The organism is Nostoc sp. (genome assembly GCF_036917675.1).
GTDB lineage: Bacteria > Cyanobacteriota > Cyanobacteriia > Cyanobacteriales > Nostocaceae > Nostoc.
Genome location: NZ_JBALCT010000073.1, coordinates 125983 through 151010, shown reverse-complemented (window position 1 = coordinate 151010; position 25028 = coordinate 125983). Strand labels below are relative to the sequence as shown.

General features: G+C 42.9%; 19 protein-coding genes. 4 read left to right on the top strand and 15 right to left on the bottom strand.

The window, feature by feature from the left end; all coding sequences use genetic code 11:
* Positions 1 to 196: 196 nt before the first annotated feature.
* Positions 197 to 2839, bottom strand: coding sequence for an alanine--tRNA ligase (gene alaS / locus V7K31_RS29165; protein ID WP_335099515.1), 2643 nt, complete (start codon positions 2837 to 2839; stop codon positions 197 to 199).
* A gap of 249 nt (positions 2840 to 3088) precedes the next feature.
* Between alaS and V7K31_RS29160 the strand changes: the two genes are divergently transcribed.
* On the top strand, positions 3089 to 3289 hold the full coding sequence (locus V7K31_RS29160; protein ID WP_335099513.1) for a heavy-metal-associated domain-containing protein: 201 nt from the start codon (positions 3089 to 3091) through the stop codon (positions 3287 to 3289).
* A gap of 488 nt (positions 3290 to 3777) precedes the next feature.
* Here V7K31_RS29160 and V7K31_RS29155 read toward each other — a convergent pair whose 3' ends face one another.
* The 10 genes from V7K31_RS29155 to V7K31_RS29110 all read right to left on the bottom strand — a co-directional run bounded on the left by V7K31_RS29155 (position 3778) and on the right by V7K31_RS29110 (position 16582).
* Positions 3778 to 4455 (bottom strand): ATP-dependent Zn protease, encoded by a 678-nt coding sequence (locus V7K31_RS29155; RefSeq protein WP_335099511.1) that lies wholly within the window; start codon positions 4453 to 4455, stop codon positions 3778 to 3780.
* 172 nt (positions 4456 to 4627) lie between these two features.
* On the bottom strand, positions 4628 to 5458 hold the full coding sequence (locus V7K31_RS29150) for a hypothetical protein (RefSeq protein WP_335099508.1): 831 nt from the start codon (positions 5456 to 5458) through the stop codon (positions 4628 to 4630).
* A gap of 403 nt (positions 5459 to 5861) precedes the next feature.
* Entirely contained in the window at positions 5862 to 6716 is an 855-nt protein-coding gene (gene purU, locus V7K31_RS29145) for a formyltetrahydrofolate deformylase (protein ID WP_335099506.1), read from the bottom strand.
* A 26-nt stretch (positions 6717 to 6742) separates the two neighbouring features.
* On the bottom strand, positions 6743 to 7366 hold the full coding sequence (locus tag V7K31_RS29140) for a DUF4340 domain-containing protein (protein WP_335099503.1): 624 nt from the start codon (positions 7364 to 7366) through the stop codon (positions 6743 to 6745).
* A 193-nt stretch (positions 7367 to 7559) separates the two neighbouring features.
* On the bottom strand, positions 7560 to 9263 hold the full coding sequence (locus V7K31_RS29135; protein ID WP_335099761.1) for a GldG family protein: 1704 nt from the start codon (positions 9261 to 9263) through the stop codon (positions 7560 to 7562).
* A gap of 261 nt (positions 9264 to 9524) precedes the next feature.
* On the bottom strand, positions 9525 to 10337 hold the full coding sequence (locus V7K31_RS29130) for an ABC transporter permease (protein WP_335099500.1): 813 nt from the start codon (positions 10335 to 10337) through the stop codon (positions 9525 to 9527).
* Complete coding sequence (locus V7K31_RS29125; RefSeq protein WP_335099498.1) at positions 10338 to 11348, bottom strand: ABC transporter ATP-binding protein; 1011 nt, start codon at positions 11346 to 11348, stop codon at positions 10338 to 10340.
* Positions 11349 to 12371: 1023 nt separating this feature from the next.
* A complete protein-coding gene (locus V7K31_RS29120) occupies positions 12372 to 14108 on the bottom strand; it encodes a diflavin flavoprotein (protein ID WP_335099496.1) in 1737 nt (578 codons plus the stop codon).
* A 132-nt stretch (positions 14109 to 14240) separates the two neighbouring features.
* Positions 14241 to 14753: a phosphate-starvation-inducible PsiE family protein gene (locus V7K31_RS29115; RefSeq protein WP_335099494.1), complete on the bottom strand. Its 513-nt coding sequence runs from the start codon at positions 14751 to 14753 to the stop codon at positions 14241 to 14243.
* A gap of 98 nt (positions 14754 to 14851) precedes the next feature.
* Complete coding sequence (locus V7K31_RS29110; RefSeq protein ID WP_335099491.1) at positions 14852 to 16582, bottom strand: diflavin flavoprotein; 1731 nt, start codon at positions 16580 to 16582, stop codon at positions 14852 to 14854.
* Positions 16583 to 16780: 198 nt separating this feature from the next.
* On the opposite strand from V7K31_RS29110, the gene V7K31_RS29105 reads away from it, so the two are divergent.
* Both V7K31_RS29105 and V7K31_RS29100 read left to right on the top strand, forming a co-directional pair.
* Entirely contained in the window at positions 16781 to 17725 is a 945-nt protein-coding gene (locus tag V7K31_RS29105) for a 1-aminocyclopropane-1-carboxylate deaminase/D-cysteine desulfhydrase (protein WP_335099488.1), read from the top strand.
* A 146-nt stretch (positions 17726 to 17871) separates the two neighbouring features.
* Positions 17872 to 18033: a hypothetical protein gene (locus tag V7K31_RS29100; RefSeq protein WP_335099485.1), complete on the top strand. Its 162-nt coding sequence runs from the start codon at positions 17872 to 17874 to the stop codon at positions 18031 to 18033.
* Positions 18034 to 18113: 80 nt separating this feature from the next.
* Here the strand turns inward: V7K31_RS29100 and V7K31_RS29095 are convergent, their stop codons facing one another.
* The 4 genes from V7K31_RS29095 to V7K31_RS29080 all read right to left on the bottom strand — a co-directional run bounded on the left by V7K31_RS29095 (position 18114) and on the right by V7K31_RS29080 (position 23985).
* Positions 18114 to 19460 carry an efflux RND transporter periplasmic adaptor subunit gene (locus V7K31_RS29095; RefSeq protein WP_335099482.1) on the bottom strand — a complete coding sequence of 449 codons (1347 nt, stop codon included), beginning with the start codon at positions 19458 to 19460 and terminating at the stop codon, positions 18114 to 18116.
* 117 nt (positions 19461 to 19577) lie between these two features.
* Positions 19578 to 23006: an efflux RND transporter permease subunit gene (locus tag V7K31_RS29090; protein WP_335099479.1), complete on the bottom strand. Its 3429-nt coding sequence runs from the start codon at positions 23004 to 23006 to the stop codon at positions 19578 to 19580.
* Between the two features lie 74 nt (positions 23007 to 23080).
* The gene (locus V7K31_RS29085) at positions 23081 to 23584 is read right to left on the bottom strand and encodes a helix-turn-helix transcriptional regulator (protein ID WP_335099476.1); all 504 of its coding nucleotides are present in this window, start codon (positions 23582 to 23584) and stop codon (positions 23081 to 23083) included.
* Positions 23585 to 23715: 131 nt separating this feature from the next.
* Positions 23716 to 23985: a hypothetical protein gene (locus tag V7K31_RS29080; protein WP_335099473.1), complete on the bottom strand. Its 270-nt coding sequence runs from the start codon at positions 23983 to 23985 to the stop codon at positions 23716 to 23718.
* 81 nt (positions 23986 to 24066) lie between these two features.
* Here V7K31_RS29080 and V7K31_RS29075 point away from each other — a divergent pair, with 81 nt between their 5' ends.
* The gene (locus V7K31_RS29075; RefSeq protein ID WP_335099471.1) at positions 24067 to 24519 is read left to right on the top strand and encodes a hypothetical protein; all 453 of its coding nucleotides are present in this window, start codon (positions 24067 to 24069) and stop codon (positions 24517 to 24519) included.
* The last annotated feature ends 509 nt before the right edge of the window (positions 24520 to 25028 follow it).

Here is a 25028-nt window from a genome sequence, read left to right as displayed (position 1 = left end):
CACAAGTCTGAAATAGTTTACTCACCTAGTTTTTCGCGTCAGTTTTACCCCACCCTAACCCTCCCCTTGGAAAGGGAAGGGAACTAGATTTTCCGGTTTCCCCCCTTGGAAAGGGGGGATTAAGGGGGGTAATTCAACTTGTGTATACACAGTAGCTGCTAGCGTTGGGGAGTAAGTCTTAAAGTCAGGAAGAGGGTTAACCCAAGGCGGATTTTAACTCACTTTCCGCTTGTCTCAACGCTTCTGGTAATTTACTCGCATCGCGTCCGCCGGCTTGGGCTAAGTTCGGTCTTCCACCGCCACCGCCGCCACAAATTTTAGCGATCGCACCCACAAATTTACCAGCTTGCAAACCTTTTTTGTTCACTTCTTGACTAAAAGCTGCAACTATGCTAACTTTCCCCTCTTCGGGAACAGAACCCAGCACCACCGCACCGTTACCCAGTTTTTGCAGCAAGCGTTCGGCTGCGGTTTTCAATGATTCTGGATCAACATCTTCTAATTGGGCGACGATGATTTTATAATCGCCTACAGTTTGGGCTGTTTGTAGCAAGCTGTCAGATTTTGCGATCGCTAACTGTACCTTGAAGTTTTCCAATTCCTTCTGGCTGGTTCTGAGTTCGCTTTGCAAACTTGTGATTCTGTCTGGTAATTCTTCGGGTTTAACTTTAAAGCGATCGCTCAAATCTTTAACTACTTTATCCCGAAGGTTGAGATAATCTAGTATTGCCGGTCCCGAAACAGCTTCAATGCGCCGCACCCCAGAAGCTACGCCAGCTTCGGAGATAATCTTGAACACGCCAATCTCAGCAGTATTACTGACATGAGTTCCACCGCACAGTTCCATTGATACGTTAGGAAAGTCAATTACGCGCACTTCTTCACCGTATTTTTCGCCGAACATAGCAACAGCACCCCTAGCTTTCGCCTCTGCTAAAGGTAATACTTCCACCTTTGCAGTATGTGCTTCGGCAATCCAAGTGTTTACCTGTTCCTCAATTTGTTGGACTTCCTCGGCTGTCAAAGCACGCGGACAGTTAAAGTCAAAGCGCAACCTGTCAAAGGAAACCAGGGAACCAGCTTGAGATATGCCATCATCAACAATTTTCTTTAACGCCGCTTGCAATAGGTGCGTTGCGGTATGGTTAGCTTGGGCGCGACGCCGACAAGCCGGATCAATTTGGGCTGTAACATTATCGCCTACGCGCAGTGTACCGCGTTCGATGCGTCCGAAGTGAACAAAGAAATCAGATTCTTTCTTCATGTCTTCCACCCGAACTAGGATACCATCACCAGAAATATAACCGCGATCGCCGATTTGTCCCCCAGATTCAGCATAAAATGGCGTTTTGTCAAGGACAATTTGCACCGGTGTCCCTGCTTCTGCTTCCTCTTGGGAAACACCTTCTACCAAAATCGCTTCGACTTTTGCCGTCGCCGCAGGTTGGGTATAACCTAAAAACTCGGTAACTTGGATGTGTTCTGCTAATTTGTCGAGGGAACCTTGCACAGTTAAATCGATGGTTTCATGTGCTGCTTTGGCACGTTCCACCTGCTTTTGCATTTCGGCATTGAATCCCGCTTCATCAACTGTGAGATCATTTTCCTCGGCAACTTCTTGAGTAAGTTCGAGGGGAAATCCGTAGGTGTCATAGAGGGTAAATGCGCTTTCGCCGCTAATTTGGGTTTTTCCTTGCTGTTTCACCTCTTGGATGATTTCTTCTAGGAGTTTTTCGCCTCTATCCAGAGTTCTGAGGAAATTGGATTCTTCCCGTTCGAGTTCAGCAATAATTGCTGCTTCCCGTTGGCGCACATTGGGGTAAGCTGATTCAGAAAGAGCGATCGCAGTTTCAGCAACTTGGGTGGTAAATTCGCCATCAATCCCAATTAATCGCCCATGACGCACCACCCGCCGAATTAACCGCCGCAGCACATAACCCCGTCCCACGTTAGAGGCGCGAATTTCATCAGCGATCATGTGGACAACAGAACGAATGTGATCGCCAATGACTTTTAGAGAAACTTTGGTTTTTTCATCACTTTTGTGGTAATCAATACCTGCAATTTGGGCTGCTGTTTGGATAATTGGGAAAATTAGGTCAGTTTCGTAGTTATTGGGTACTTTTTGGAGAATTTGCGCCATTCTCTCCAAACCCATGCCGGTGTCGATGTTCTTGTTTTGCAGTGGCGTTAAATTGCCTGATGCATCCCGGTTATATTGCATGAATACTAGGTTGTAAAACTCGATGAACCGGGAATCATCTTCTAAATCAATATTTTCGTCACCGCGTTCTGGGTGGAAGTCGTAATATATTTCTGAACAAGGGCCACAAGGCCCAGTCGGGCCAGATACCCAAAAGTTATCATCTTCGCCCAAGCGTTTAATTCTCGCTATCGGCACACCGATTTGATCGCGCCAAATTCCAAAGGCTTCATCATCATCTTCAAAAACGCTGACTACAAGATTTTGCGGTGAGAAGCCAAAGACTTGTGTAGAAATTTCCCAACCCCAAGCGATCGCTTGTTCTTTAAAATAATCACCAAAGCTGAAATTACCCAGCATCTCAAAAAACGTATGATGCCGTTTAGTGCGTCCGACATTTTCGATGTCGTTGGTGCGGATACACTTTTGCGAAGTCGTCGCCCGCTTAAATTCTGGTGTGCGCTGCCCCAAGAATATCGGCTTAAATGGTAACATCCCTGCGATCGTCAACAGCACGGTTGGGTCTTCTGGCACGAGGGAGGCACTTGGGAGAATTTGGTGATCCCGTTGGGCAAAGAAGTCGAGAAATATGTTGCGAATTTCGTTACCGCTTAGGTAGTGGGGATTTAAAGACATGGCTTTTTAACTTTAGACTTTAAGATTTGGGCGTAGCGGCACTAGATAGGGTATTTTCATAAATAGCTTTATATATTCTTGCATTTTGTTTCATATTACTGCTAGCAAATTGTGCCTGTCGGTGAGCTATATGCAGTGATTAGGATGCTTTTACACCATTGCCTTACTCTGGTAGGATACGCGGTCGCATTTTGATGACTAAAATTAATCCTGAAGAAATAATTGAAAATTTCCATCTTGGAGTAACAAATGGCACTAAAACTGAAAGTATCAAATATTGCTTGTGACGGATGTGCAGAAACAATTACTGAGTCTATACATGTTATGGAACCTGAAGCCAAGGTGGATGTCGATGTTAAGGCTAAAACTGTCACGGTAGAATCCGCAGCTTCTGAAGAGTCAATTAAACAGGTAATTGTTGCTGCTGGTTACACTGTTGAAGGTTATTGATCTGATTCTAACTTTTCACAAAAGTTCAGATTTTAATATTTTAGCCTACGCTAACAGAATTTTTTCGATTATTTCCGCCCGTGGAAAAAGCGGAAACTAACTAATTTACCGACATTAGGGGTAGATTTTAAGATAGAATTTTTTATTTAGCTTTGTTTTCTAAATTTATGGTTTTACCGCAATTTAAACAAAAGATGTGAATTACAGCTATTTTCAGGTAAATAGACCACGCACTAAGGGCACAGCAATGCTGTGCCCCTACGACAGATGTGGTTCAAACACTTGAATTCTGCTGTAAGTAAACAAACACTCCAAACTTCTAACTCCTGTACAGACGCGATTAATCGCGTCTCTAACTTCTAAGGAACGTGGATTAAATAAAATGCAAAACTTCATCCTGTCTCTAGCCTCCCTCTCCAATATATCGGAGAGGGATTGAGGGTGAGGTAAGCCAGAGACATAAATTGTATGTTATTTAATTCTTATTCCTAACTCCCCACTCCCAACTCAGCATGACAATCTTCTACCGAAGTGCGTTGTCGCATGGCATTAACTAAAGCCTCGTAGCTAGACCAATTTTCTTGCAGTAGAGTTTTTGCCTGGAGAGTATGAAACCGCAGTTTCTGCTGATAAACTGACTCAGAAAAACCCAAAATTGTCAAGACTCCTATCAGCTTATTTTTATCATCAGATCCACCCTCAGCATTATTAAAAACTAGGGTTTCAGCAGCAATACCCGCCATCCAAAGAGTGCAGTAGCGGTCTAGCATTTGGGCACTGATTTTACCCACTTCTAGTTGAGATGCTAATTCGCCATCATCAAAGCTAACGCCGCCTTGCCCAGGTTGCCCCTGTTTCCAGGCTTCCCAAGCGCTGAGTGTGTAGCCGGTAACGGGAATGCCCAATAGGTAAGCAACTAAGAAATGTCCTGCTTCGTGGTGGACGATGCGATCGCGGTGTTCACTTGAAAAACCAGCAATCCAATCTAAAAAGATAGTACCACCCTTGCCTTGCAAGCTGAAACTATCTAATGTAGCTATGCCTAAAATGGTGAAGGTAGCGATCGCGGGTACTGCGGGCGACAAGTGAATGAATGGCCCCAGTAGGGTGGACATGGTGATCAGAAAGATAGATATTGCAACTAAATTTAGGCTAGTTTGGCTCATTGAGAGTTTTCTGAGTGCAGCTTAATCTTTTATTATTATGAGGCAATGTCTACAACAGGCGTAGATGCAGCACAGCTTTTTTATGGAGATGTTTGTAGCGATCGCTAGCCAAAAGATCCCCTTAGCTGAAAAGTAAAATAAAATTATCCTTGCGATCGCGCCAACCGTTTAGCTAAATTAGCGTACAACCACTATATTCTCGCGCTCTTGCGATAAACCATTCTAGGAATTTGGGGAAAGTTTCAAAATTAACTACATCTTCGACATTGATTTGATAAAGCACCCCAAAACGCGAAAAGTATATACCTAAACGTTTTAACTCAATAGCATCCTCTTCGAGTTTTTGCTCAATCACCGACAAAGTATAGTAACCCATCAACTGATCAAAATTGCTGCGTTCCAGCTTAAGTTCCTTAACTGTCTTAAAATCCACCAGCAAATCATCAACAATTAAATCGCCATCGGCTCCACGCACTAAAAGGGCAGCTTCCCAACTAGGATTCATAATTATTTTTCCCCAAGACTTAAAAAGCTCAGGCTTTAATAACTGGACCAAATTTCGCAAATCCTGAATATCTTGCTCATTAATAGCTTCCCACGTTTCATGAATATAACCCACCCGCATAACTGCATCTAGGCTTCCTAGCAATAGGGCTGATTGGAGCAACTCATTTGTGAATTGTCCATTGAGCAAGAATTCTTGGTAATTGTTATGGGCTTGGTCGATAACTCTTTTCGCTTGGTTAAACAAATGAGTTTGACCCCTACGACTAAAGTGATGCAAGCTATACTCAGCAATCCATCCTCTTTCCTGAGCGTGAGGATTTTGATACTTGATATGGAAACGTAATAAATAATCAAATGCCGTTCCCACCAGACGGACATTACTACCTAAAGGTGCAGCAGCTAATAATTCTTGTTTTATATCAAGCTTTGGCTTGAGGAATTCTGCTTTAAATCTAGCTCGAACATCTGGTAGTCCAATAAAGCCAGTAAGACTCATAAATCAAATCGTGTTTTGAATAAATCAATGACAAAAGGGAGAAAATAAAAAATTAGTCTAACTCAATTAGCTAGCAAAAGATATGATGAATTATCATGCCGCATTTCCTGATACGGACTTCCAAATAAAAAAATATCCCAAAACTGACGCAAAAATCCTTTCTATTTCTCTTTTCTCTGTGTTCTCTGCGTCTCTGTGGTTCGTTTCTTTGGATAATTTATTTCTTGGAAGTCCCATATATTTATAGACCTATTTAAACATTAGAGATGAATCGAAAGATGAAACAGAGTTAGTTTCAGCTAACTAAAACAGCTACGGCAATCCTTGAAATAACTATTTTTATAAAGTCTGCCTACGCAGAATTTTTTGTGCCGCCGTGAATTACATTCCTTCGGATATAAAATTACTCAAATACAACTGTCCTATTACCATATACTAAGACACGATTTCGCAAGTGCGATCGCACTGCTCTTGCTAATACAACTCTCTCCAAATCTTTGCCCTTTCTCACCAAATCATCAACTTCATCACGGTGACTAACTCGCACTACATCCTGTTCAATAATTGGCCCTGCATCTAAATCAGCAGTAGCGTAATGAGCAGTTGCACCAATAATTTTTACTCCACGTTCAAAAGCTCGGTGATAGGGATTTCCTCCGATAAAAGCTGGTAAAAATGAATGATGTATATTGATAATTTGCGGAAATTGACTAATGAAATCTGCACTAACAATCTGCATATATTTTGCCAATACAACTAAATCTATTTTGTACTCGCGTAGTAATTCTAGTTGTTGGGCTTCCTGTTCTGATTTATTGTCTTTAGTGATGGGAACGTGCTGAAAGTCGATATTAAATTGTTCTGCAACTACCTTTAAACTAGAATGATTACTAATAATTAAAGGAATTTTAGCCACAAATTCTTTAGCGCGTTGTCGCCAAATTAAGTCAAATAGACAATGGTCTTGCCGACTTACCCAAATAGCAATGCGTGGTACTGTATCAGAAAAACGTAGTTCCCACTTAGCGCCAAGAGGTTGTGCTATGGCATTAAATGCAGGATCAATAAATTCTCGTGGTAAATTAAACCCATCTAATTGCCATTCAATGCGGGTAAGAAATAACCCAGCAGCAAAATCTGTGTGCTGATCTGCATGGATAATATTACCACCATTAGAATAGATGAAATTGGCAAATTTCGCCACCAATCCCCGTTGGTCAGGGCAGGAAATCAGCAATGTTGCTGTCGGATTTGTCATAAGAATATCGCCACAATTTTAATTAATTATTTGCTGTTTGTCGGACTCGGTTTAGGAATGGTGAGCGGAGGAAGTTTCTGACTATTATCTACAGGTTGCTTCCACTCTGATAGTTCCCGATTCACGGCATTTGCAAAATCTGTAGATACCAACAGCACATTTATATTCCCATCGGGTTTAGCAACAGGGTCAGCTTGAGCATACAAGAAATGACCGTTAAAGTTAGATTTACCCAAAATCAACTGATGGCTTTGGCGGTTTTTCAGGGTGATACTGATAGTTGCTTGGGGTTTATCTAAGGCAAATTCTCCAAGCTCTTTTGCTGGAGTTGATAAAGCAGTATCGCTTTTACCCTTGACCAACAAATCCATTAAATAAGAAACAATAGCATCATTGGCTGGTTCCGATATCGGAGATTTGATTACCCACTTAGGATTACTAGATTCAGGACTACGTTCTAAATTCAGGGTGAGTTTTTTTGTCTTGACTGTTAAAGACTGGACATCATCTGCGGCAAAAGAAAAAATTTGCTGCTTTTGCTGCTTAATTTCTTCTCGCACACTTGCACCTCTAATTTCATAGAAGTAAACAAAACCACCTAAACCCAGCGCTAGCAGTATCAAAATTAAAGTTGTTCGCGGCAATTTCATTTTTTAGTCATTTGTCATTTGTTATTTGTCATTGGTCATTGGTAAAGAGTTAATATTTATAACTCCTCACTCACTTCTTAAGTAAGTGGGTCAAATTAAATATAACCTCATCCTGCCTCCGGCTTCCCTCTCCAAAGCATCCCAGAGGGATTGAGGGTGAGGTTTGATCTTATATTTAATTACGCCTACCTTCTTACCGTCGTTTCCACCAAATAATAACTGCCGCCGCAAACCCAATTAAGGGTAAAACCAACAAAGACGACAATATTAAAAGATTGGCTTGCGTAGTAGTCAAGGTTATTCTACGGTTTTTCGCTTCTTTGGGACGAATAGAAAGAGGTTGCTTCTCCTGTTGACTCAGCCAAGTAACTGAGTTGAGAAATACATCTCCATTTAGTTGCTGTTGAAACAAGCCATCGGTGGCGAAGCTAGAATTTCCGAAAACTACTAACCGGGATTCGGTGGCTGTTTGAGATGAGGGAGTGGGAGAAGCATTGCCTTGGGTGGTTGGTGATGGTAGGGGTGAAGCTTGCGGAGTTTTGGGGGAGGGTGAAGGAGTTGGGCTAGTTTTGCTTTGGGTGGTTGGTGATGGTAGGCGTGAAGGTGTCGGTGAAGCTTGGGGAGTGGAAATAGATTTAGCCGCTTGTTTTCTGGTTAAGGCTACGCCCAAGGTCAGAGGACCTTTGAGGTCTTTATCTGCATTAAACTCTAATTTTTCGCTTTGGAGGTCGCTTTCTGCCCAGCTGTTGGGATAGGGTTTGGTTCGCAGCAGTGGAGTAGCCTCAACACCAGGTACAGAGGTAATTTGCAGTGGTCGGGTAACTGGATAAAAAGAAATGCCGTTAGCGAAATCTTTGGTAATTGGATGTTGTCCATATTCTGTCACTAAGGGCGCAGCAGGGCCAAGTCCTACGCTATCCTTTGAGACATCTACTGCTAAACGATTATCCAGACGAACACCCCATTCTTGTAGCAAGCTGTTAAGTTTGGGATCGGTATTAGGATCAATCATCAGCAGTAAGCTACCACCGCGATTAAGATACTCTTGCAAGGCTTTGACTTCACCCTCAAACAGCCCTCGCTTAGGACCAGCTACTATTACGACAGCCGCATCTTGAGGAACTTTGGAAGTTTCTGCTAGATTCAACGGTGATGTTGTATAACTTTTGTCACCTAATCCCTGAACTGCTTGTGATATTGCACCTTTACCAGCCGAAAGTTGGCGTTCGCCATGACCTTGGAGTAAGTAAACTTTGGCTGTAGTCGAATTTGTTAGTTGTTGCAGGCGACTAGTTAATCTGACTTCTGACAGGCGCTCATTTTCATTTACCGTCTGTACTAATTGCCGTTTATCTCCAGATTCTAGGTAAACTTCCCCATAATCTTTAACGCCAAACTTTTCTGCAAGTCCTGGTCTAGCTTGGGGGTCGATATACTCATATTTAAATTTTGAGCTTTGCCGTTGATAATTTTCTAGCAGTTCTCGGTCTTGGGGATTCTGGTTAATATCAAACACCCACACTTTAACTGGCTGTGGTAATACACTTACTAATTCCCGTGACTGGGGCGCAAGGGTAAACAATTGAGTTTCTGTTAAGTCTGTCCGCAAGTGATAGCGAGTTCCCAAAAAGTTAATCAATCCCAAAATTGCCAATACTGCCAGGGTTGCTACTAAGGCATTAGTCCCAGCTTGGGTAGAACGACGCTTCCACCAGTTAGTTTGGTAGCTTTGCCATATTATCCCTAACGCACTTATGATAATTCCCGTAATCAGAAATGCTAAGGGAATTAATCCCCACTGTTCAGAGACTAATCCAATTGTTAAGCCGACTGTAATTAGGAACGGGCCAAACCAAAATAGATATTTCCACAGTTTCTTTTTTGTAACTATCTTCATATTATTTGTCATTGGTCATTGGTCATTTGTCAAAAACTAGTGATATCATGTCCGCTTGATTGCTTATTAAACTCGAAGAACCCCACCCCCAACCCCCTCCCCGCTCTTCGAGAGGGGGCTATGATGTACCTTTTCTGATTTGGAAACGCTATAAATGCAATCAAAATAATCATTAACGAACTAGCACCCAAATTAAACTCCTACCTAAACTCAATTGGCAATGTACCAAATGACAAATGACCAATGATAAATGACCAATAATTACTGCCTTTGAAAGCGTAGTGCATCAATTGATTGAGCGGTGAGAAAGATGCCCAAAAAAATGTAACTGGCGAATAAAATTAAGGCGCTGGTATCAAAAATACCTTGAATTAAGGTGTTGTAATGTTTCAGTAATGACAGATAACCTAATGCTTCGCCCACGGGGCCAGGGACAATTTTGCCGATTAAATCAATCAATAACAATAATAAGATTACTGCAAATGTGAGAACGGCAGACAGAATTGTGCTGTCTGTTAATGAGGAAATAAACATTCCTACAGATAAAATTGCTGCTGCTAGCAAGATTAATCCCAAATGACCCAGCAAGGGAATTGAGAGCGCCATTGGTGGATTTGATCCGTTGATTGCGATCGCTTCCAACACTAGCATGGGTACAACCATCGTGGTAAAAAATGTTAGCACGCCTAATAATTTACCTAAAGCTACCGCCCAATTTGTAATTGGCGATGTGGCTAACAGTTCTAAAGTGCCGCGCTTACGTTCTTCGGCATAGAGTCCCATTGAGAGAATTGGCAAGATAAACAACAATAGCCATCCCATACGATCCAAAAATGCTCGGACAAATTCGTAGGGGACATCTATCGGCGGTACTGGTACTCCCTGTTGTTGTCCTTGTAAATCTAGGGCGGCTACTCCTGGTAAAATGCCATCTGGCCCTAGCAAAATCATCACCAAGAATAACCCGGCGATGAACCAAAATATACCTGCGATCGCATAAGCTAAAGGTGATACAAAATAACTCTGTAACTCTCGGCGATAAATGGCAATAATATTACTCAGCACTACACCCATTTACGCTGCCTCTCCTTCGTTGTCTGCTGCTAAGTCTACCTCAGTATCGAAATTCTTTTCTTCTGTGGTCAGTTGCAAGAATACATCTTCTAAGGTGGCGTTAACACGCCGCAGTTCATGTAAACCGAATCCTGCACGCACTAATGTTGTAGCAATATCGCGCCCTGGTTCTTTTCCCGGTTCCGATATCACCCGCAGGTAAGCGCGGTTTTCCTGGAGCTGATGACCATGCATTCCAGTTGTTGGAATTGATTCTATCAAACTCACACCCGCGACTTTTTGCAATACCTGTTTTGCTAGGGCAGCTTCTCCTTCTATTTCCAATTCATACCCTGAACCACCTGTCAACTGAGTCATCAGGTTTTCTGGTGTATTAGTTGCTACGACTTTTCCGCGATTGATGATGGCGACGCGGCTACAAGTCATGCTCACTTCTGGCAGAATGTGCGTGGAAAGAATAACTGTGTGAGTACCAGCGAGACTTTTAATTAAATTCCGCACCTCAATTATTTGTCGGGGATCGAGTCCAACGGTGGGTTCATCCAAAATGATCGCTGGTGGATCGTGGACGATCGCTTGAGCAATTCCTACCCTTTGGCGGTATCCTTTAGAGAGTTTGCGAATAATCACCCGCCGCTTATCTTCTAAGTTGCAGCGTTTGATGGCTGCTGCGACTTTATTGGGGCGATCGCCTGCTGATACTCCCTTAATTTGGGCGACAAAATGCAAAAATCCCTCCACCGTCATGTCTGGATATAACGGTGGTGTTTCCGGTAAATAACCAATTCGTTGGCGCACAGCCAGGGAATTTTCATGGACATCATAACCAGCAATCCGGGCATTTCCATTTGTTGCCGGTAAATAACCAGCCAGAATCCGCATGGTTGTGGTTTTACCAGCGCCATTGGGACCCAGAAGCCCTAAAATCTCTCCTGGCTCGACGCTAAAAGTGACATCAGTAATCGCTGGGGTGGAACCGTATATTTTACTCAGATGTTCAACTTCGATCATCGGTATAGTGGCGATCGCAATTTATAAGATACCCAACAATCTTAGATCACGATATTGGGTATGGGGGATTGGCACTAAGATTAGCCGACAATGGGTAAAGTTCCTGAAAAACCTAACACCCTTCCCAATGCGAGAAGGGGAAAATTCAAAGTCTCTCTCTTTTTAGGCTACGGTGTACACACAAGTACTTTCGTTCACAACACAAGTACTTTCGTTCACAACACAAGTACTTTCGTTCACAACACAAGTCTTTTCATTCAGAACACAAGTACTTTCATTCAGAACACAAGTCTTTTCGTTCACAACACAAGTCTTTTCGTTCAGAACACAAGTCTTTTTGTTCAGAACACAAGTCTTTTCATTCAGAATACAAGTACTTTCGTTCAGAACACAAGTCTTTTTGTTCAGAACACAAGTCTTTTTGTTCAGAATACAAGTCTTTTTTGAGCTTTTGAGGGAATGAAACAGCTTTGCTTTTCAAGAGGAGTTGGGGAATTAAAAGTCTGTGGAGCCACTCTCAAAGACTTAACCGCCGAGAACTAAAGTTCCGGGCTAATAGCTAAAGTCCGTTATAGCGGTTATCGGTTGAGTGAGGTACAAGGAACCCCACCCCCAACCCCCTCCCCGCAAGCGAGGAGGGGGCTATGATGTACCTCATCTGATTAGGAAACGCTATAAAACGCAATACGCTTGGGTTAAGGATAATTGTAGGTTGGGTTGAACGTAGTGAGACCCAACAAAGTACCGAAAATGTTGGGTTTCGTCCCTCAAACGCCACTTGCTTCAAGTCGGGAAACCGCAAGGGCGCAGTGGCTCCCCAACCTACGCTGGTTTTGGTTTTTGACTGTTAACCCAAGCGTATTGCGTTAAAACGGACTATAACCTTTTCTCAGTCGTCTTTAGACGACTTTTGCTATTAGACTCAGAATTTATTCTGAGACGGGCTAGATGAGAATGAAATAGCCCTGGTGTACACGGTAGCCTTTTAAGAGAGAGATTTTCCAGATACCGCGAAAATTCAGGTTAATAATAGCTGCCAGATTTACGATGCTCTAAAGCGGTGACACCATCATTTTCCAACACTTCACCGTGATTGATAACGGCATAAATTAACCATCTATCACCACATTCAAGCTGATTTTGTACCGTACATTCTAAATAGGCTAATGCCTCATTTAGAATCAAACAACCATTATCAGCAGTTTTTGTGGCAAGATTTGCAAAGGGATTATCGCCTAAAGTGCTATGACGAGAAAAATAGCGTCGCACATTTCTTCCTTCTTTGAGGATATTCAGCACAAATTTATCACCAGGATGATGCATTAAATCTGCATTTTGCTCGTTAGCGATCGCAATCATAATTCCTGGCGGGTTAAAAGTTGCTTGAGATATCCAAGAAGTTAAAACCCCTTTGTGAGTTTCTTCATCACGCGTTGTCACAACACACAGAGAACCAATGATCCGCCCCACCGCTTGTTCGGTACGATCTACATGGGTTTCTGTCACAACCTGCCGAGAAGTACGCAGTTTTTTGGTTTTCTTCAAGTTTTGGGCAAAGGAAGCGCCTGCTTCTTGACACTGCTGGAGAATCTCAGGAGTAGGGCTGAAAAGCACCCGAATTGTTTCAAATCCTAGTTGATAATTTGCATCTTTGAGCTTGCTTTCTATTAAATCTATTGCCTCTCCACTCCAACCGTAGGAACCAAACACCCCTGCTAACTTAGTTTTAGCCGTCGCCGAGAGGACTATTCCTAAAGCTGTTTGAATTTGAGTCGGTGCATGTCCGCCTAAAGTGGGTGAGCCGATAATCAAACCGTCGCAAGTTTCGACAATGCGGCTAATCTGGGCAGAATCTGCTAGTTCACAGTTGATTGATTCCACATTAATTCCATTTTGAATCAAACCTTGAGCGATCGCATTCGCCAGAATTGCTGTATTACCATAAGCAGAAGCATAGAGCAAAGCGACACTCAATTCTTGAGATTTTTGCCCTTGACACCATTGACGGTAATCATAAGTAAAACGACTAAGGCTGTAACGAACAACCGGGCCGTGTGCTGGGGCGTAACATCTGGCTCCCAAAACCGACAATTTATCTAAGGCTACTTCAACTTGTTTGGCTTGGGGTGCATGGAGACATTCAAAATAGTAACGACGTTCCGCATCTAATCCCTTCCAATCTTCATCAAACAAAGTATCTTCGCAAATATGAGCGCCGAAAAGTTTGTCTGTGTAGAGAATTTTTGTTGCGGGATCATAGGTACAAAGTCCATCCGCCCAACGGGGAGTTGGTACAGTGATAAATGATAGATGATGTTCTTGTCCTAAATCTAGAGTATCCCCCGATCGCATCGCTTGAATAGGTGATTCAAATTCGGGAAAGGCAGTTTTTAGAGCATTAGCGGCGGGGCGAGAACAAATGAGAGTGGCTTGAGGAACCAGAGAGAGCAATACTTGCAAGGTTGCTCTGCGGTTCGGGTTGACATGACTGAGAACAATGTAATCGAGGGAGATAAAATCTAGATGTTGTGCTAGTTGCTCAAGGTAAATTTCGGTAAAGGATTCACCAGGAGGGTCAATTAAAGCCTTTTTATCAGCTTGAATCAGATAAGAGTTCGCTGTAGTTCCCCGTTGGCGGGAATACTCAACCTCAAATTTTAGTCTGTCCCAAGTCCGCGATCGCAGAATCAGAGTATTTTTACCAATTTCAGCAACCTGCACATCTTTGCTATGGTTGGGCGTTAATGTGGCAGTAGACATAATAACCTCTCTTAATTGGGCATGGGGCATTGGGGATTGGGTAATTCAATTTTGGATTTTGGATTTTAAATTTTGGATTAAATTTCAATCTAAAATCCAAAATCTAAAATCTAAAATTCTTGCTCCCTACTCTTAATGACTATTGGTTTGTGTTAATTCAGACTTGGCTCGGCTTCTATAGCGTTTAGATGCTTCTTGTTCCGGGTCGATACCTTCAAAGGTCGGGGGTAGCCAAACTCTGAGGAACAGTAGTACTCCCAGCACTAATAAAAAGGCACAAGTTGCTAAAACTTGACTCCAATTAGTTTCTAGAACACCTTTAACAATTACTTCTCGCAAGGCGGAAACAATAGAGACTTCAACAGCTACCCCAATGGATACTCGATGTTCCTGTAGATAAATAATCAGCAGTCTGAATAGCTCAACTAAGATAAGTAAAAAGAGAATATCGGCAGTAACAGCATGAAAATCTAGAGGCGGAAGTAAGGAGAGAAACATATCTCTCACCTGAAGCACCATGAAGCTAAATAAACCGATACACAAAGAAATCACAATTATATCTTGAATAAATTCCAAGGAGCGCACGACGCGCGCCCGATTGATTTCATACATGGTAATTGGGGTATCTTCAGCAGATTTGTACATAGTTTTTTGGGAGTTGTAGAGACGCGATGAATCGCGTCTGTAGACAGCAGGAGAAGCAAGCGAGCAGGGGGCAGCGGAGCCTAATGACAAATGACAATTTAGTAATGATTGCCAATTTTGCGGTGATGGGCGGCGGTAAGTGCATTTAGTTTGGCAACTCTTCCAGTTTGGACTGTGCTATAAATTACCCAATGATCTCCACAATCCATGCGGCTAGTAATTTCACATTCCATATAAGCTAAAGCTTCAGCTAAAACGGGCGATTCATTGTTAGCTGGATATGTTTTCACTCCAGCAAAACGATCTGCACCAGGAGCAAAACGCTTCAGGAAATGTTTCATTAATCCTTGATATTTGCCTTCTTCTAAAACGTTTAGAACGAAGCGATCGCCAACGTGCATCAAGGATTCAATTGCCCGATCTTTAGATACTGCGATCGCTACTCCTAAAGGCTCAAGACTGGCTTGTGTCACCCACGAAGCAAACATTGCACTCTGAATTTCTCCTTTTTTGGCAGTGATAATATACAATCCTGTGCTAATACGCCCTAAAGCTTTTTCTAGCTCAGTATTGATAGATTTAATCTGTTTAATGGTGCGATCGCGGTTTAACCATTGACCCATATCTGTCCCTGCTTCATCACAAAGCTGTTCCGTTGCTTGGGTAGAAGTTTCCTTAACTAAGATAGGTGGAAAACCTTCAGTTAATCCTAATGCTTGAAACTTATTCCGTAAGGGGTAAACGGGTTCATCTTCTCCCCCTCCTGATTCTAATAAACCAATTGTCTGTTTCTTGTGAACAGCAGCTAAAATAGTACTTAAAGCAGCTTGAGCCACCACCGAAGATTGGGCTGGCATTCCAATTACTAAACCAGAAGATTGTGCAACTAATTCTCGAACTTCTTGAGGCTCGGCAATATTGAGAGCTACTAATTCTACTGCCACGCCTGTTTTCGCACATCCATGTGCTATGGTACGGACTAAATGCTCACTATAGCCGTAATCTTCAACATAAAATAGAGCCACTAATGTCTCTGTTTTTGCTTGTTCTAAACTCCAGTTTTGATACCGTCCGAGCCATTCGGAGATATAGTGTTTTAATAAAGGTCCATGTCCCGTGGCAACTGTTCCTATTTCTAACTTTTCAATCCGTTTTAAAGCAGCCAAAACAGACCGGGCATTGGGACCCATGAGACAATCATAGTAATATTTAAAATCCTCTTCTATTGAAGTGATATTTTCATCATAGGTATGGTCATCACAGTAGTGCATCCCAAATACATCACAGGTGTAGAGAGTGCAGGTTTTGTAGTCATAAGTGAAGATTGTGTCAGGCCAGTGTAAGTTAGGTGCAGAAACAAATTCTAATTTGTGTCCATTGCCTAAATCTAATAGCTCTCCACTTTTAACCTGCATTGATTTAAAAGGCTGGTGAACCATATTTTCTAAAAATTGAATAGCTACCCTAGCACCGACAACAGTAATAGAGGGAGCTAATTGTAAAATATTTTTCACTAAGCCACTGTGGTCGGGTTCGGTGTGGCTAATAATCAAGTAATCTATTTTAGTTGGATCAATTAATCCCACCAGTATCTCAAGATATAATTGCTCAAACTTGCGGTGAGATGTATCAACTAAGGCAACTTTTTCTCCCTGAATTAAAAAAGAATTATAGGTTGTCCCATTCCGTAAACCAAACTCGATATCAAAACGTTCTCGATCCCAGTCGAGACAACGGATAGCAGTCGTTTGAGCAGCAATTTCAACAGTTTGAATCGTCAAACGTCCTGGATTGGGAATAACTTGACTAAGCTGTGTGAGTGCAATCATTTGTTTTTTCCAAGAGAATATTATCTGGAGCGAGTGTTATGTTTGTTATATTTACCTGAAATACTCAATTAGTAAAATGCAAATTTCTAAAGCTAATCATCAGAAAGATTTATTATTCATTTTGATTGACTTAGCATTGAATTACTTAATGTTTATCATTACTTTTATCTTCAATAATGAATGTGAGAATGTTTACGCATGTCGTTAAATTTTTTTCTTCCTCTAGAACAAATCAACAGCGAAATTGCCCGCCATGCTGGTGTTGATCTGTATGTGCTGCGCCTGGATCTCATGCACCCGTGGGTTAACGGCAACAAGTGGTTCAAGCTGAAGTACAATCTTTTGGAAGCCAAGGAGAAAAATTTCACGACGCTGCTTACTTTTGGCGGCGCTTATTCCAATCACATCTATGCAACTGCGGCGGCTGGTAATCTTTTCGGTTTTCGCACCATTGGTGTAATTCGTGGGGAACAGAGGCTACCACTCAACCCGACGCTGAGTTTCGCTGTACAACAGGGTATGCAGCTAGTGTACTTGAACCGCGAGATGTATCGACAGCGCAACACATCAGCGCTACAGGAATATCTGCAACAACGTTTCGGTGAGGTGTTTATTATTCCCGAAGGTGGCTGTAATTTAAATGGTATACGCGGTTGCACAGAGATAGTTGGTGATGCGATGCCTACGGCTGGCTACGCCTACGCATTTAATCATATATGCGTAGCCTGCGGTACGGCTACCACACTGGCTGGTATTGCGCTATCGTTGGATCAAAAGCAAAGAGCGATCGCTTTTCCAGTATTTAAAAATGGGGCTTTTCTTGCAGAAGAAATTGAAAATCTGCTGACAAATTACCTCGCCTCTGGTTTACCCGCACCATATACCTCTCCGGCTGACTGGGAATTAGTGTGTGATTACCACTTTGGCGGCTATGCAAAAGTGAACGACGAGTTGCTACTGTTCAGCCAGCAGTTCACAGAGGAACATGGCATACCCCTCGATTACGTATATACCGCAAAAATGTTTTACGGAGTGATGGATTTACTCAAGCAGGGATTTTTTCGTAGAGGCGATTCATTGCTACTATTACATACAGGAGGTTTGCAGGGCAACGTTGGCATGGAAAAGCGGATCAGTAGTTAAAGCCCTACCAAAGCCAGTCTCCAAGCTTGATTGTCGTCTTTTCCTGCACACTCTTGACAAAAGCGCAATTATTTTACAGGATAATTCAAGTATTTGAACCACATCTATCGTAGGGGCACAGCATTGGTCATTGGTGTCAACTTAACGTGAAAGCCTTTCTAGAAGCAGCTTTTACATTGTCTCGTTCCCAGTCTCCGACTGGGAATGCCGTTCTAGAGGCTCCGCCTCCCTTGCTGGCGGCAGAGCCGCCAGGAGCAGCATTTCCAGCCAGAGGCTGGAAACGAGGTTTTAAAAGGGTTTGCGCTTAAGTTGACACTCATGAGCATTGGTGTGCCCTTACCGCCTGGTCTATTTACCTGAAAATAGCTGTAACCTCTCACGAATGAGTCTACTTTGTTTGTGCAACTGGCTGCACACGCAAACCCTCTGTCTCATCAACCGTGGGAGTGGCAATCAGCGATTCATTTCCTGTCAGACCTGATGTAATTTCTACTTCAGTACCATAATCTCGCCCAACGACAACTTTTTGATAATGCACTGTTTGGTTTTTGGTTAAAGTTGCGACCTGCGTACCTCCGGCGTTAACGACTAAGGCACTATCTGGCACAACAAAGGGAGGATCGTTGCGGTTAATGGCAAATGTGACATTGGCATACATCCCAGGTCGCAGCGTTCCGTTGGAATTATGCACTTCTAATTGTGCCAGCAAAGTGCGAGTATTTGGATCTATAGCGTTGCTAGTACGCACTACTTTACCCGTAAACGCTTGTTGTGGTAACTCTTTGACTGTAATTTGTGCTGTTTGATTAGTCTGAAGTGACTGTGATAAACTCTGTGGAACATTCACATTCACGTCTAGCTTGTCATAAGCAGCAATAGTATAAAGGCTGGTATTGCTAGTATTGGTGTTGCTGGTATTGGTGTTGCCATTACCTGCTGAAATTAAAACACCTGTATTGACGTTACGTGCGGTAATCACTCCTGCAAAGGGAGCAGTGACTTTGTTATAAGACTGCAATACGGTATTACGCTGGAAGTTTGCTTGACTTGCGTAGACGTTAGCTTCTGCTGCTTTGACGTTGGCAGAGTCCGAATTAATAGTGTTTTGTGCTGCCTCAACGTTGGCAAGATTAGCCTGATATGTAGCATATTTTGTATCTGTATCTTGTTGAGCTACTGCACCTTTTTTGACAAGAAATTGCCAGCGCTGCCAGCTCTGACGTGCTATCAAGAGATTAGCCTGGGCTTGCTTCAAATCAGAAATACCTTTAGCTAAACTAGCACGACTTTGAAGCACGTTAGCTTGTGCTTGTGCTAACTCTGCCTTGGCTTGCAAAACTTGCTGATCGGTGTCTGGTGAATCAATCTCTGCCAACAACTGACCAGCTCGGACGCGATCGCCAATATCTGCATACCACCGCCGCAAATACCCAGTACTGCGAGCGTAGATGGTCGTTTGGTTAAGGGCTACAACACTGCCAGGTAGTTCCAATTTGGTACTAGCAGTAGCGCGACGCGGAGTGATCACGTTGACTGAGGTTAAAGTGCTTGCTTCCTTAACTGCTGCTTGTAATTCTGACCTTTGACTTAACCGAGGCAGAATACCTATAGCTAGTAGGCTACCAAAAAAAACAGCGCCAATTACAGCCCAACCAATTCTACCGATGCCGCGCCTTTGTTTTTTAGAAGTCGTTTGTTGTTCAGAATCAGGAGATGGACGATGCTGAGAATCCATAGGTAAACTGTTCCATATTATCTAGTTTGCAGAAATTTAGCAGCTAGAGTCATTACCATCATTGGCTTTGACAATTTTGTTCTTTGTAGCCTACCCGAATGGCATAGTTTGAATTGCTCATGACTTGCCTTGAGATGATGACAACGAGTATGCTGTCTCTGGATCTGAGAAATTTAAATCGTCATCATCCTGATCAATCGGACGAGGTTGTTGACGCCGCATAATGCTGTATACAACAGGTACAAAGATGAGTGTAGCAACTGTTGCAGCTGACAAGCCGCCAATTACAGCGCGACCCAAGGGTGCATTTTGCTCACCACCTTCACCAAGACCGAGAGACATTGGCACCATCCCGATCAGCATGGCTAAGGCAGTCATCAACACAGGACGCAACCTTGTATAGCCGGCCGCTAGGGCTGCACCATAGGCTTTTTGCCCTTCCTGACGTTGCTCATTAGCAAAAGTGATCATTAAAATACTGTTTGATGTCGCCACACCTATACTCATAATTGCACCCATTAATGAAGGAACGCTGAAAGTGGTGCGGGTGACAAACAGCATCCAAACAATACCAGCTAAAGCACTCGGCAGTGCCATCATAATAATCAGGGGATCGAGCCAAGATTGGAAGTTTACCACCATTAAGCAGTAAACCAGCACAATTGCAAACACAAGTCCGAAACCAAGTCCCAAAAACGAAGAGTTCATCGTTTGCACTTGCCCACGGACATTAATCAGACTACCGGGAGGCAATTTTTTCTGATAATCAGCGATGATTCGATTTACATCGCGGGCAACTCCCCCAAGGTCACGACCAGAGGAGTTAGCGTAGATATCGAAAACTGGCTGAATGTTGTAGTGATTGACAACTTGCATCACTGTGTCGCGTTTGACACTAGCCAAATTACCTAAAAGTTGGGGTGCAGTTTGACCGTTGCCAACTGGCGTATTTTTCAGGCTGTCAATAGAGTCAATTTTATACTGGGGAACTTGTACAGCCAGGGTGTAACTCACGCCTTTTTTGGGATCGAGCCATTGGTTGATTGCGGCTTGACCGCTTGAACTTAAGGAAGTGAGGACGCTATTGGCAACATCACGCTGAGTCATACCGAATTGTTGAGCCTCGGTGCGATCTACATTAAGACGTAACTCTGGGGCATCGACAACTTGCTGGAGATGTACATCTACAGCCCCAGGAATGCGCGTCATCCGGGCTGCGATTTGTTGGGCAATTTCAAAGTTGCCCTTTGAGTTTTTCAGAGGGCCAGATATTTGCACGTCAACAGCAGCAGGCAAACCGAAATTCAGAATTTGAGTCACAATATCAGCCGGCTCAAAAAAGAAGGTGTAGTTGGGAAATGTCCCTTTCAATTTTTGGCGGAGTTGCTTGACGTAAGCAAAAGTTGAACCAGATTTTTTTAGCGACACAAGAATATCAGCATCAGCCGGCCCAATTGTAGCACCGTTGTAGCCGTATGTAAGGTTAATGCCACTGTTGGGTAAGCCGATGTTATCCAGAATTAGAGAGAGATTGTCCTTTGGTACAGTCTGGCGGATAACGCCTTCGACTTGGCTGACAATTTTTTCTGTCTCTTCCAAACGAGTCCCAGGTAAGGCTCGAACATGGAGGCTAAACTGACCACCATCGACTTCAGGGAAAAAGTCTTGACCGACGAATGGTAACAAAACTCCTGCACTGACGATAAAAGCACCAAACAGCACAAAGACTATGCGGCGGTGATTTAATGCTGAGGTCAGAACATCGTAGTACCAACTGCGAAGTTTCTCAAATTGTCGGTTAAATTTTTCGTGTAGCCGCCATATCCAATCTTTCTTAACAGATTTGGCAGTTTTCGTTTTTACCTCTTCTGTTTGGTGATGATTGTCGCTACCATTATTGTTTTGGATTGACGAATCTAGATGATGGTTATTGTTACCATTATTGTTTTGGGCTGGCGAATCTAGATGATGGTTATTGTTACCATTATTGTTTTGGGCTGGCGAATCTAGATGATGGTTGTTGTTATTGTTACTATTATGATCTTCGCTTTCTCTATGCCAGTCTACTTCCGATGGTAGGAGATAGCTTGCCATCGTCGGTACTACAGTCCGAGATAGCACATAGGAAGCAAGCATACCAAATACTACCGCCATCGCTAGCGGGACAAATAGGTACTTTGCCACTCCACTTAAAAACACGACGGGCACAAAGACAATACAAATACATAATGTTGCTACAAGTGCTGGAGTTGCGATTTGCTGCGCTCCATCTAAGATTGCTCGCTTGATTGGTTTCCCTTGTCCGAGATTTCGGTGGATATTTTCAATTTCTACTGTGGCATCATCTACAAGAATACCAACAGCTAAGGACAAACCACCCAAAGTCATAATGTTGAAAGTTTGTCCCAAACGACTCATCACAATAATCGAAACCAGCATCGACAGGGGAATCGATACGGCGACGATGACAGTGCTGCGCCAACTTCCCAGGAAAATCAAAATCATCAGCGCAGTGAGACACCCAGCAATCAATCCTTCTTTGAGAACGCCTTGAATCGAAGCTTTCACAAATATAGATTGATCGAACAAAAAGGCTAAATTCAGTTCTGGGGGCAAGGTGGATTGGATGCGAGGCAAAGCTTTTTTTACCCGCTCAATCACATCAATAGTCGAGGCGTTGCCACTTTTAAGGATACTAAGTAAGCTTGAGCGTCTCCCATTCTGACGGACAATGTTAGATTGCACACCAAAGCCATCTCTTACCTGGGCGACATCACGAATGTAGATAACAGTACCATTAACTTGTTTAATCGGTAAGTCGTTGAGGGCTGTCACCACGTCTGGACTATTATTGATTTGTACGGCGAAGTCGCGATCGCCGATCTTCATATCGCCTGCGGGTAAGACCAGATTTTGGGCACTGACAGCATTAGTCACATCTTGGGCAGAAACGCCATTAGCCAACATGGCTTGGGGATCGATATCAACCATAATTTGCCGAGGTTTACCACCATAGGGCAGAGGTATACTCGCCCCTTGCACTGTTGCTAATTGGGTGCGGACGAAGTTGGTAGCATAATCGTTGAGTGCTTGTTCCGGCAAGGTTTTGCTACTGACACTCATCTGAATAATTGGCACTGAAGAAGCGTTGTATTGAATGATGAATGGCGGTGTGATCCCAGGTGGCAAAGGGCGGAGAATTGTTTGGCTGACAGAGGTAATTTGAGCGACTGCTGAGGCTATATTCGCGTTGGGTTGGAAGAAAACCTTGACGACACTAACACCACTCAAAGATTGAGATTCAATGTGTTCGATGTCACCAACAGTTGTTGTCATGGCACGTTCGCTAATTGTCACGATTCGCTGTGCCATTTCCTCAGATGTGGTACCAGTGTAAGTCCAAACGACGCTGACAACCGGAATGTTGATTGCGGGAAAAATGTCAACTGGTGTACTGAATATCGTCACTACACCCAGGATCACAATCATTAAGGCTGCGATCGCGAATGTATACGGAAGACGTAATGCAATTTTGACGATCCACATAGTTAGTTAGGATACTTCAAAAGTTTTTTGGGTTAAAGCTATTTTGCTGAAGTTGGCGTTTAAGTTAATTGAAGTTATTCTGTTTGCAGTTGCTCAACTAGCCACTCAATCTCTGATTTGATGACTTCGACTACCCGCCTTTGCACTTTCATTTGGTATAAATCATCAGTAATTTCAAGTGCTTTTTTCTCTGCAAGGCGTAACCGACATGACATTAATCGATGTTCAATTAACTGCACTCGTTCTTCGGGTAATAAATGATCAAAGAAAAAAAATTTGATTAAGAATCGCGATCGCGCATTCACCCAACTTTCATGAGGATATGCCAGCATCTCTTGATACCAAGTTTTTTTACCGAGGAATGTAATCTCATATACCTTTCCACACTGCCCAGCTTCTTGTCCCTGTTCTCCACATAGGATCACTTCACCTTGTTCTTCCATCCGCTTCAGAAGAGGATAAATTGCACCATAGTTGACACAAATACTGCAACTCATAAACATCTCTAGTTGCTGTTTGAGCCGATAACCATTTAATGGCTCTCGCTGTAACAGACCTAATACTGCCAACTTCAGCATTTTGATATATCAGTTTGATATGTTAATCAACAATATCAAATTGAGTCTTTTTCGCCAAGTACCTAAGGCTGATTTGTCAAAATTCTTTTTTGTGATGCCGCAGGATGCTTGTTGGGGGCAAAGTTGTATAGTTAGTTACCTGTGGGCATCAGCATTAAGTTGCCGTGAGGGGTGCGATCGCAAACAACCACCAAAGAAATATTTTCCGCGATCGCGTTCAGGATGTGCGAGTGGATAGCAAACAACCTTTTCCGCGTTCCCACGGTGCTTATTGGACAAATGCTAAAACCTGGGAGGCGATTATTCAGAGGTTGCCATAATGCTTTACTTTTTACGGTATCTAGAAAACCCCGCTTCCATTCCTCTCCCCTACAAGGCACATAATTAGTTATGATTCCCACAGTCGTTGCACCCCTCCCCGCAAGCGGCTACTGTGTACACACAAGTCGGAAAAACTATCATGGCGATGCCTGCGGCGGGCTATGCCAACCCATTTGTTATTTCGGCGAACCCATTTGTTATTTCGGCGAACCCATTTGTTATTTCGGCGAACTCATTTGTTATTTCGGCGTACCCATTTGTTATTTCGGCGTACCCATTTGTTATTTCGGCGTACCCATTTGTTATTTCGGCGTACCCATTTGTTATTTCGGCGTACCCATTTGTTATTTCGGCGAACTCATTTGTTATTTCGGCGTACCCATTTGTTATTTCGGCGAACCCATTTGTTATTTCGGCGAACCCATTTGTTATTTCGGCGTACCCATTTGTTCTTATTAGGTCATTTCGCACATGAGGTGAAAATCTGGAATACTTGCGGTGGAATCGTCAGCCTTGATTTAGCAGAATGGTTGCTTTTGTCTGGCGTTGGTTTGAGTCATTTAGGTAATTTGCATCGGCTGCATTACCGGCCTGGGATTGAAATCTTAGTCTAAAAGCTTAACTCCTCTAAAGAGGACTAAGCCATTTTTTGAGATTAATTGCAGTCCACTTGAGTGGACTTAGGCTATTAGCCCAGTACTTTGAGTGCTGGGCGGGATAGGGAGCTAATTAAGATACATTAATGAGCCTTTGATGCTCTCATTCGAGTTTATCGAATAGCAAAATTACTCTGAACTAGAGCGACACTCTGGAGTTGAAAATTAAATTAAGAAAGGTAATAAAAATAACACTGACATCAGAATCTTAATTAATGGTGAACTCAATTCTTTTAAAGGCTACCATAATATATTTAAACCTTTAGTTGCTAAAATAGGTGCAACTATAAATAAGTAAGTGAGTCAAATTAAATATAAAACCTCACCCTGCCTCCGGCTTCCCTCTCTGATACTTTGGAGAGGGATTGAGGGTGAGGTTTGATCTTATATTTAATTACGCCTACCTGCCTAACAGTCAATATTAGTAATTCCACTATCACCTAGTTTGTAGAAAAATAATACCCAGC

Coding starts and splice junctions, on each gene's coding strand:
- V7K31_RS29095 (WP_335099482.1), bottom strand. CDS start 19,460: ATGGATTCTCAGCATCGTCCATCTCCTGATTCTGAACAACAAACGACT.
- V7K31_RS29090 (WP_335099479.1), bottom strand. CDS start 23,006: ATGTGGATCGTCAAAATTGCATTACGTCTTCCGTATACATTCGCGATC.
- V7K31_RS29075 (WP_335099471.1), top strand. CDS start 24,067: ATGCCAACCCATTTGTTATTTCGGCGAACCCATTTGTTATTTCGGCGA.
- V7K31_RS29160 (WP_335099513.1), top strand. CDS start 3,089: ATGGCACTAAAACTGAAAGTATCAAATATTGCTTGTGACGGATGTGCA.
- V7K31_RS29085 (WP_335099476.1), bottom strand. CDS start 23,584: ATGCTGAAGTTGGCAGTATTAGGTCTGTTACAGCGAGAGCCATTAAAT.
- V7K31_RS29130 (WP_335099500.1), bottom strand. CDS start 10,337: ATGGGTGTAGTGCTGAGTAATATTATTGCCATTTATCGCCGAGAGTTA.
- V7K31_RS29125 (WP_335099498.1), bottom strand. CDS start 11,348: ATGATCGAAGTTGAACATCTGAGTAAAATATACGGTTCCACCCCAGCG.
- V7K31_RS29135 (WP_335099761.1), bottom strand. CDS start 9,263: ATGAAGATAGTTACAAAAAAGAAACTGTGGAAATATCTATTTTGGTTT.
- V7K31_RS29140 (WP_335099503.1), bottom strand. CDS start 7,366: ATGAAATTGCCGCGAACAACTTTAATTTTGATACTGCTAGCGCTGGGT.
- V7K31_RS29110 (WP_335099491.1), bottom strand. CDS start 16,582: ATGATTGCACTCACACAGCTTAGTCAAGTTATTCCCAATCCAGGACGT.
- V7K31_RS29105 (WP_335099488.1), top strand. CDS start 16,781: ATGTCGTTAAATTTTTTTCTTCCTCTAGAACAAATCAACAGCGAAATT.
- alaS (WP_335099515.1), bottom strand. CDS start 2,839: ATGTCTTTAAATCCCCACTACCTAAGCGGTAACGAAATTCGCAACATA.
- V7K31_RS29120 (WP_335099496.1), bottom strand. CDS start 14,108: ATGTCTACTGCCACATTAACGCCCAACCATAGCAAAGATGTGCAGGTT.
- purU (WP_335099506.1), bottom strand. CDS start 6,716: ATGACAAATCCGACAGCAACATTGCTGATTTCCTGCCCTGACCAACGG.
- V7K31_RS29155 (WP_335099511.1), bottom strand. CDS start 4,455: ATGAGCCAAACTAGCCTAAATTTAGTTGCAATATCTATCTTTCTGATC.
- V7K31_RS29150 (WP_335099508.1), bottom strand. CDS start 5,458: ATGAGTCTTACTGGCTTTATTGGACTACCAGATGTTCGAGCTAGATTT.
- V7K31_RS29115 (WP_335099494.1), bottom strand. CDS start 14,753: ATGTACAAATCTGCTGAAGATACCCCAATTACCATGTATGAAATCAAT.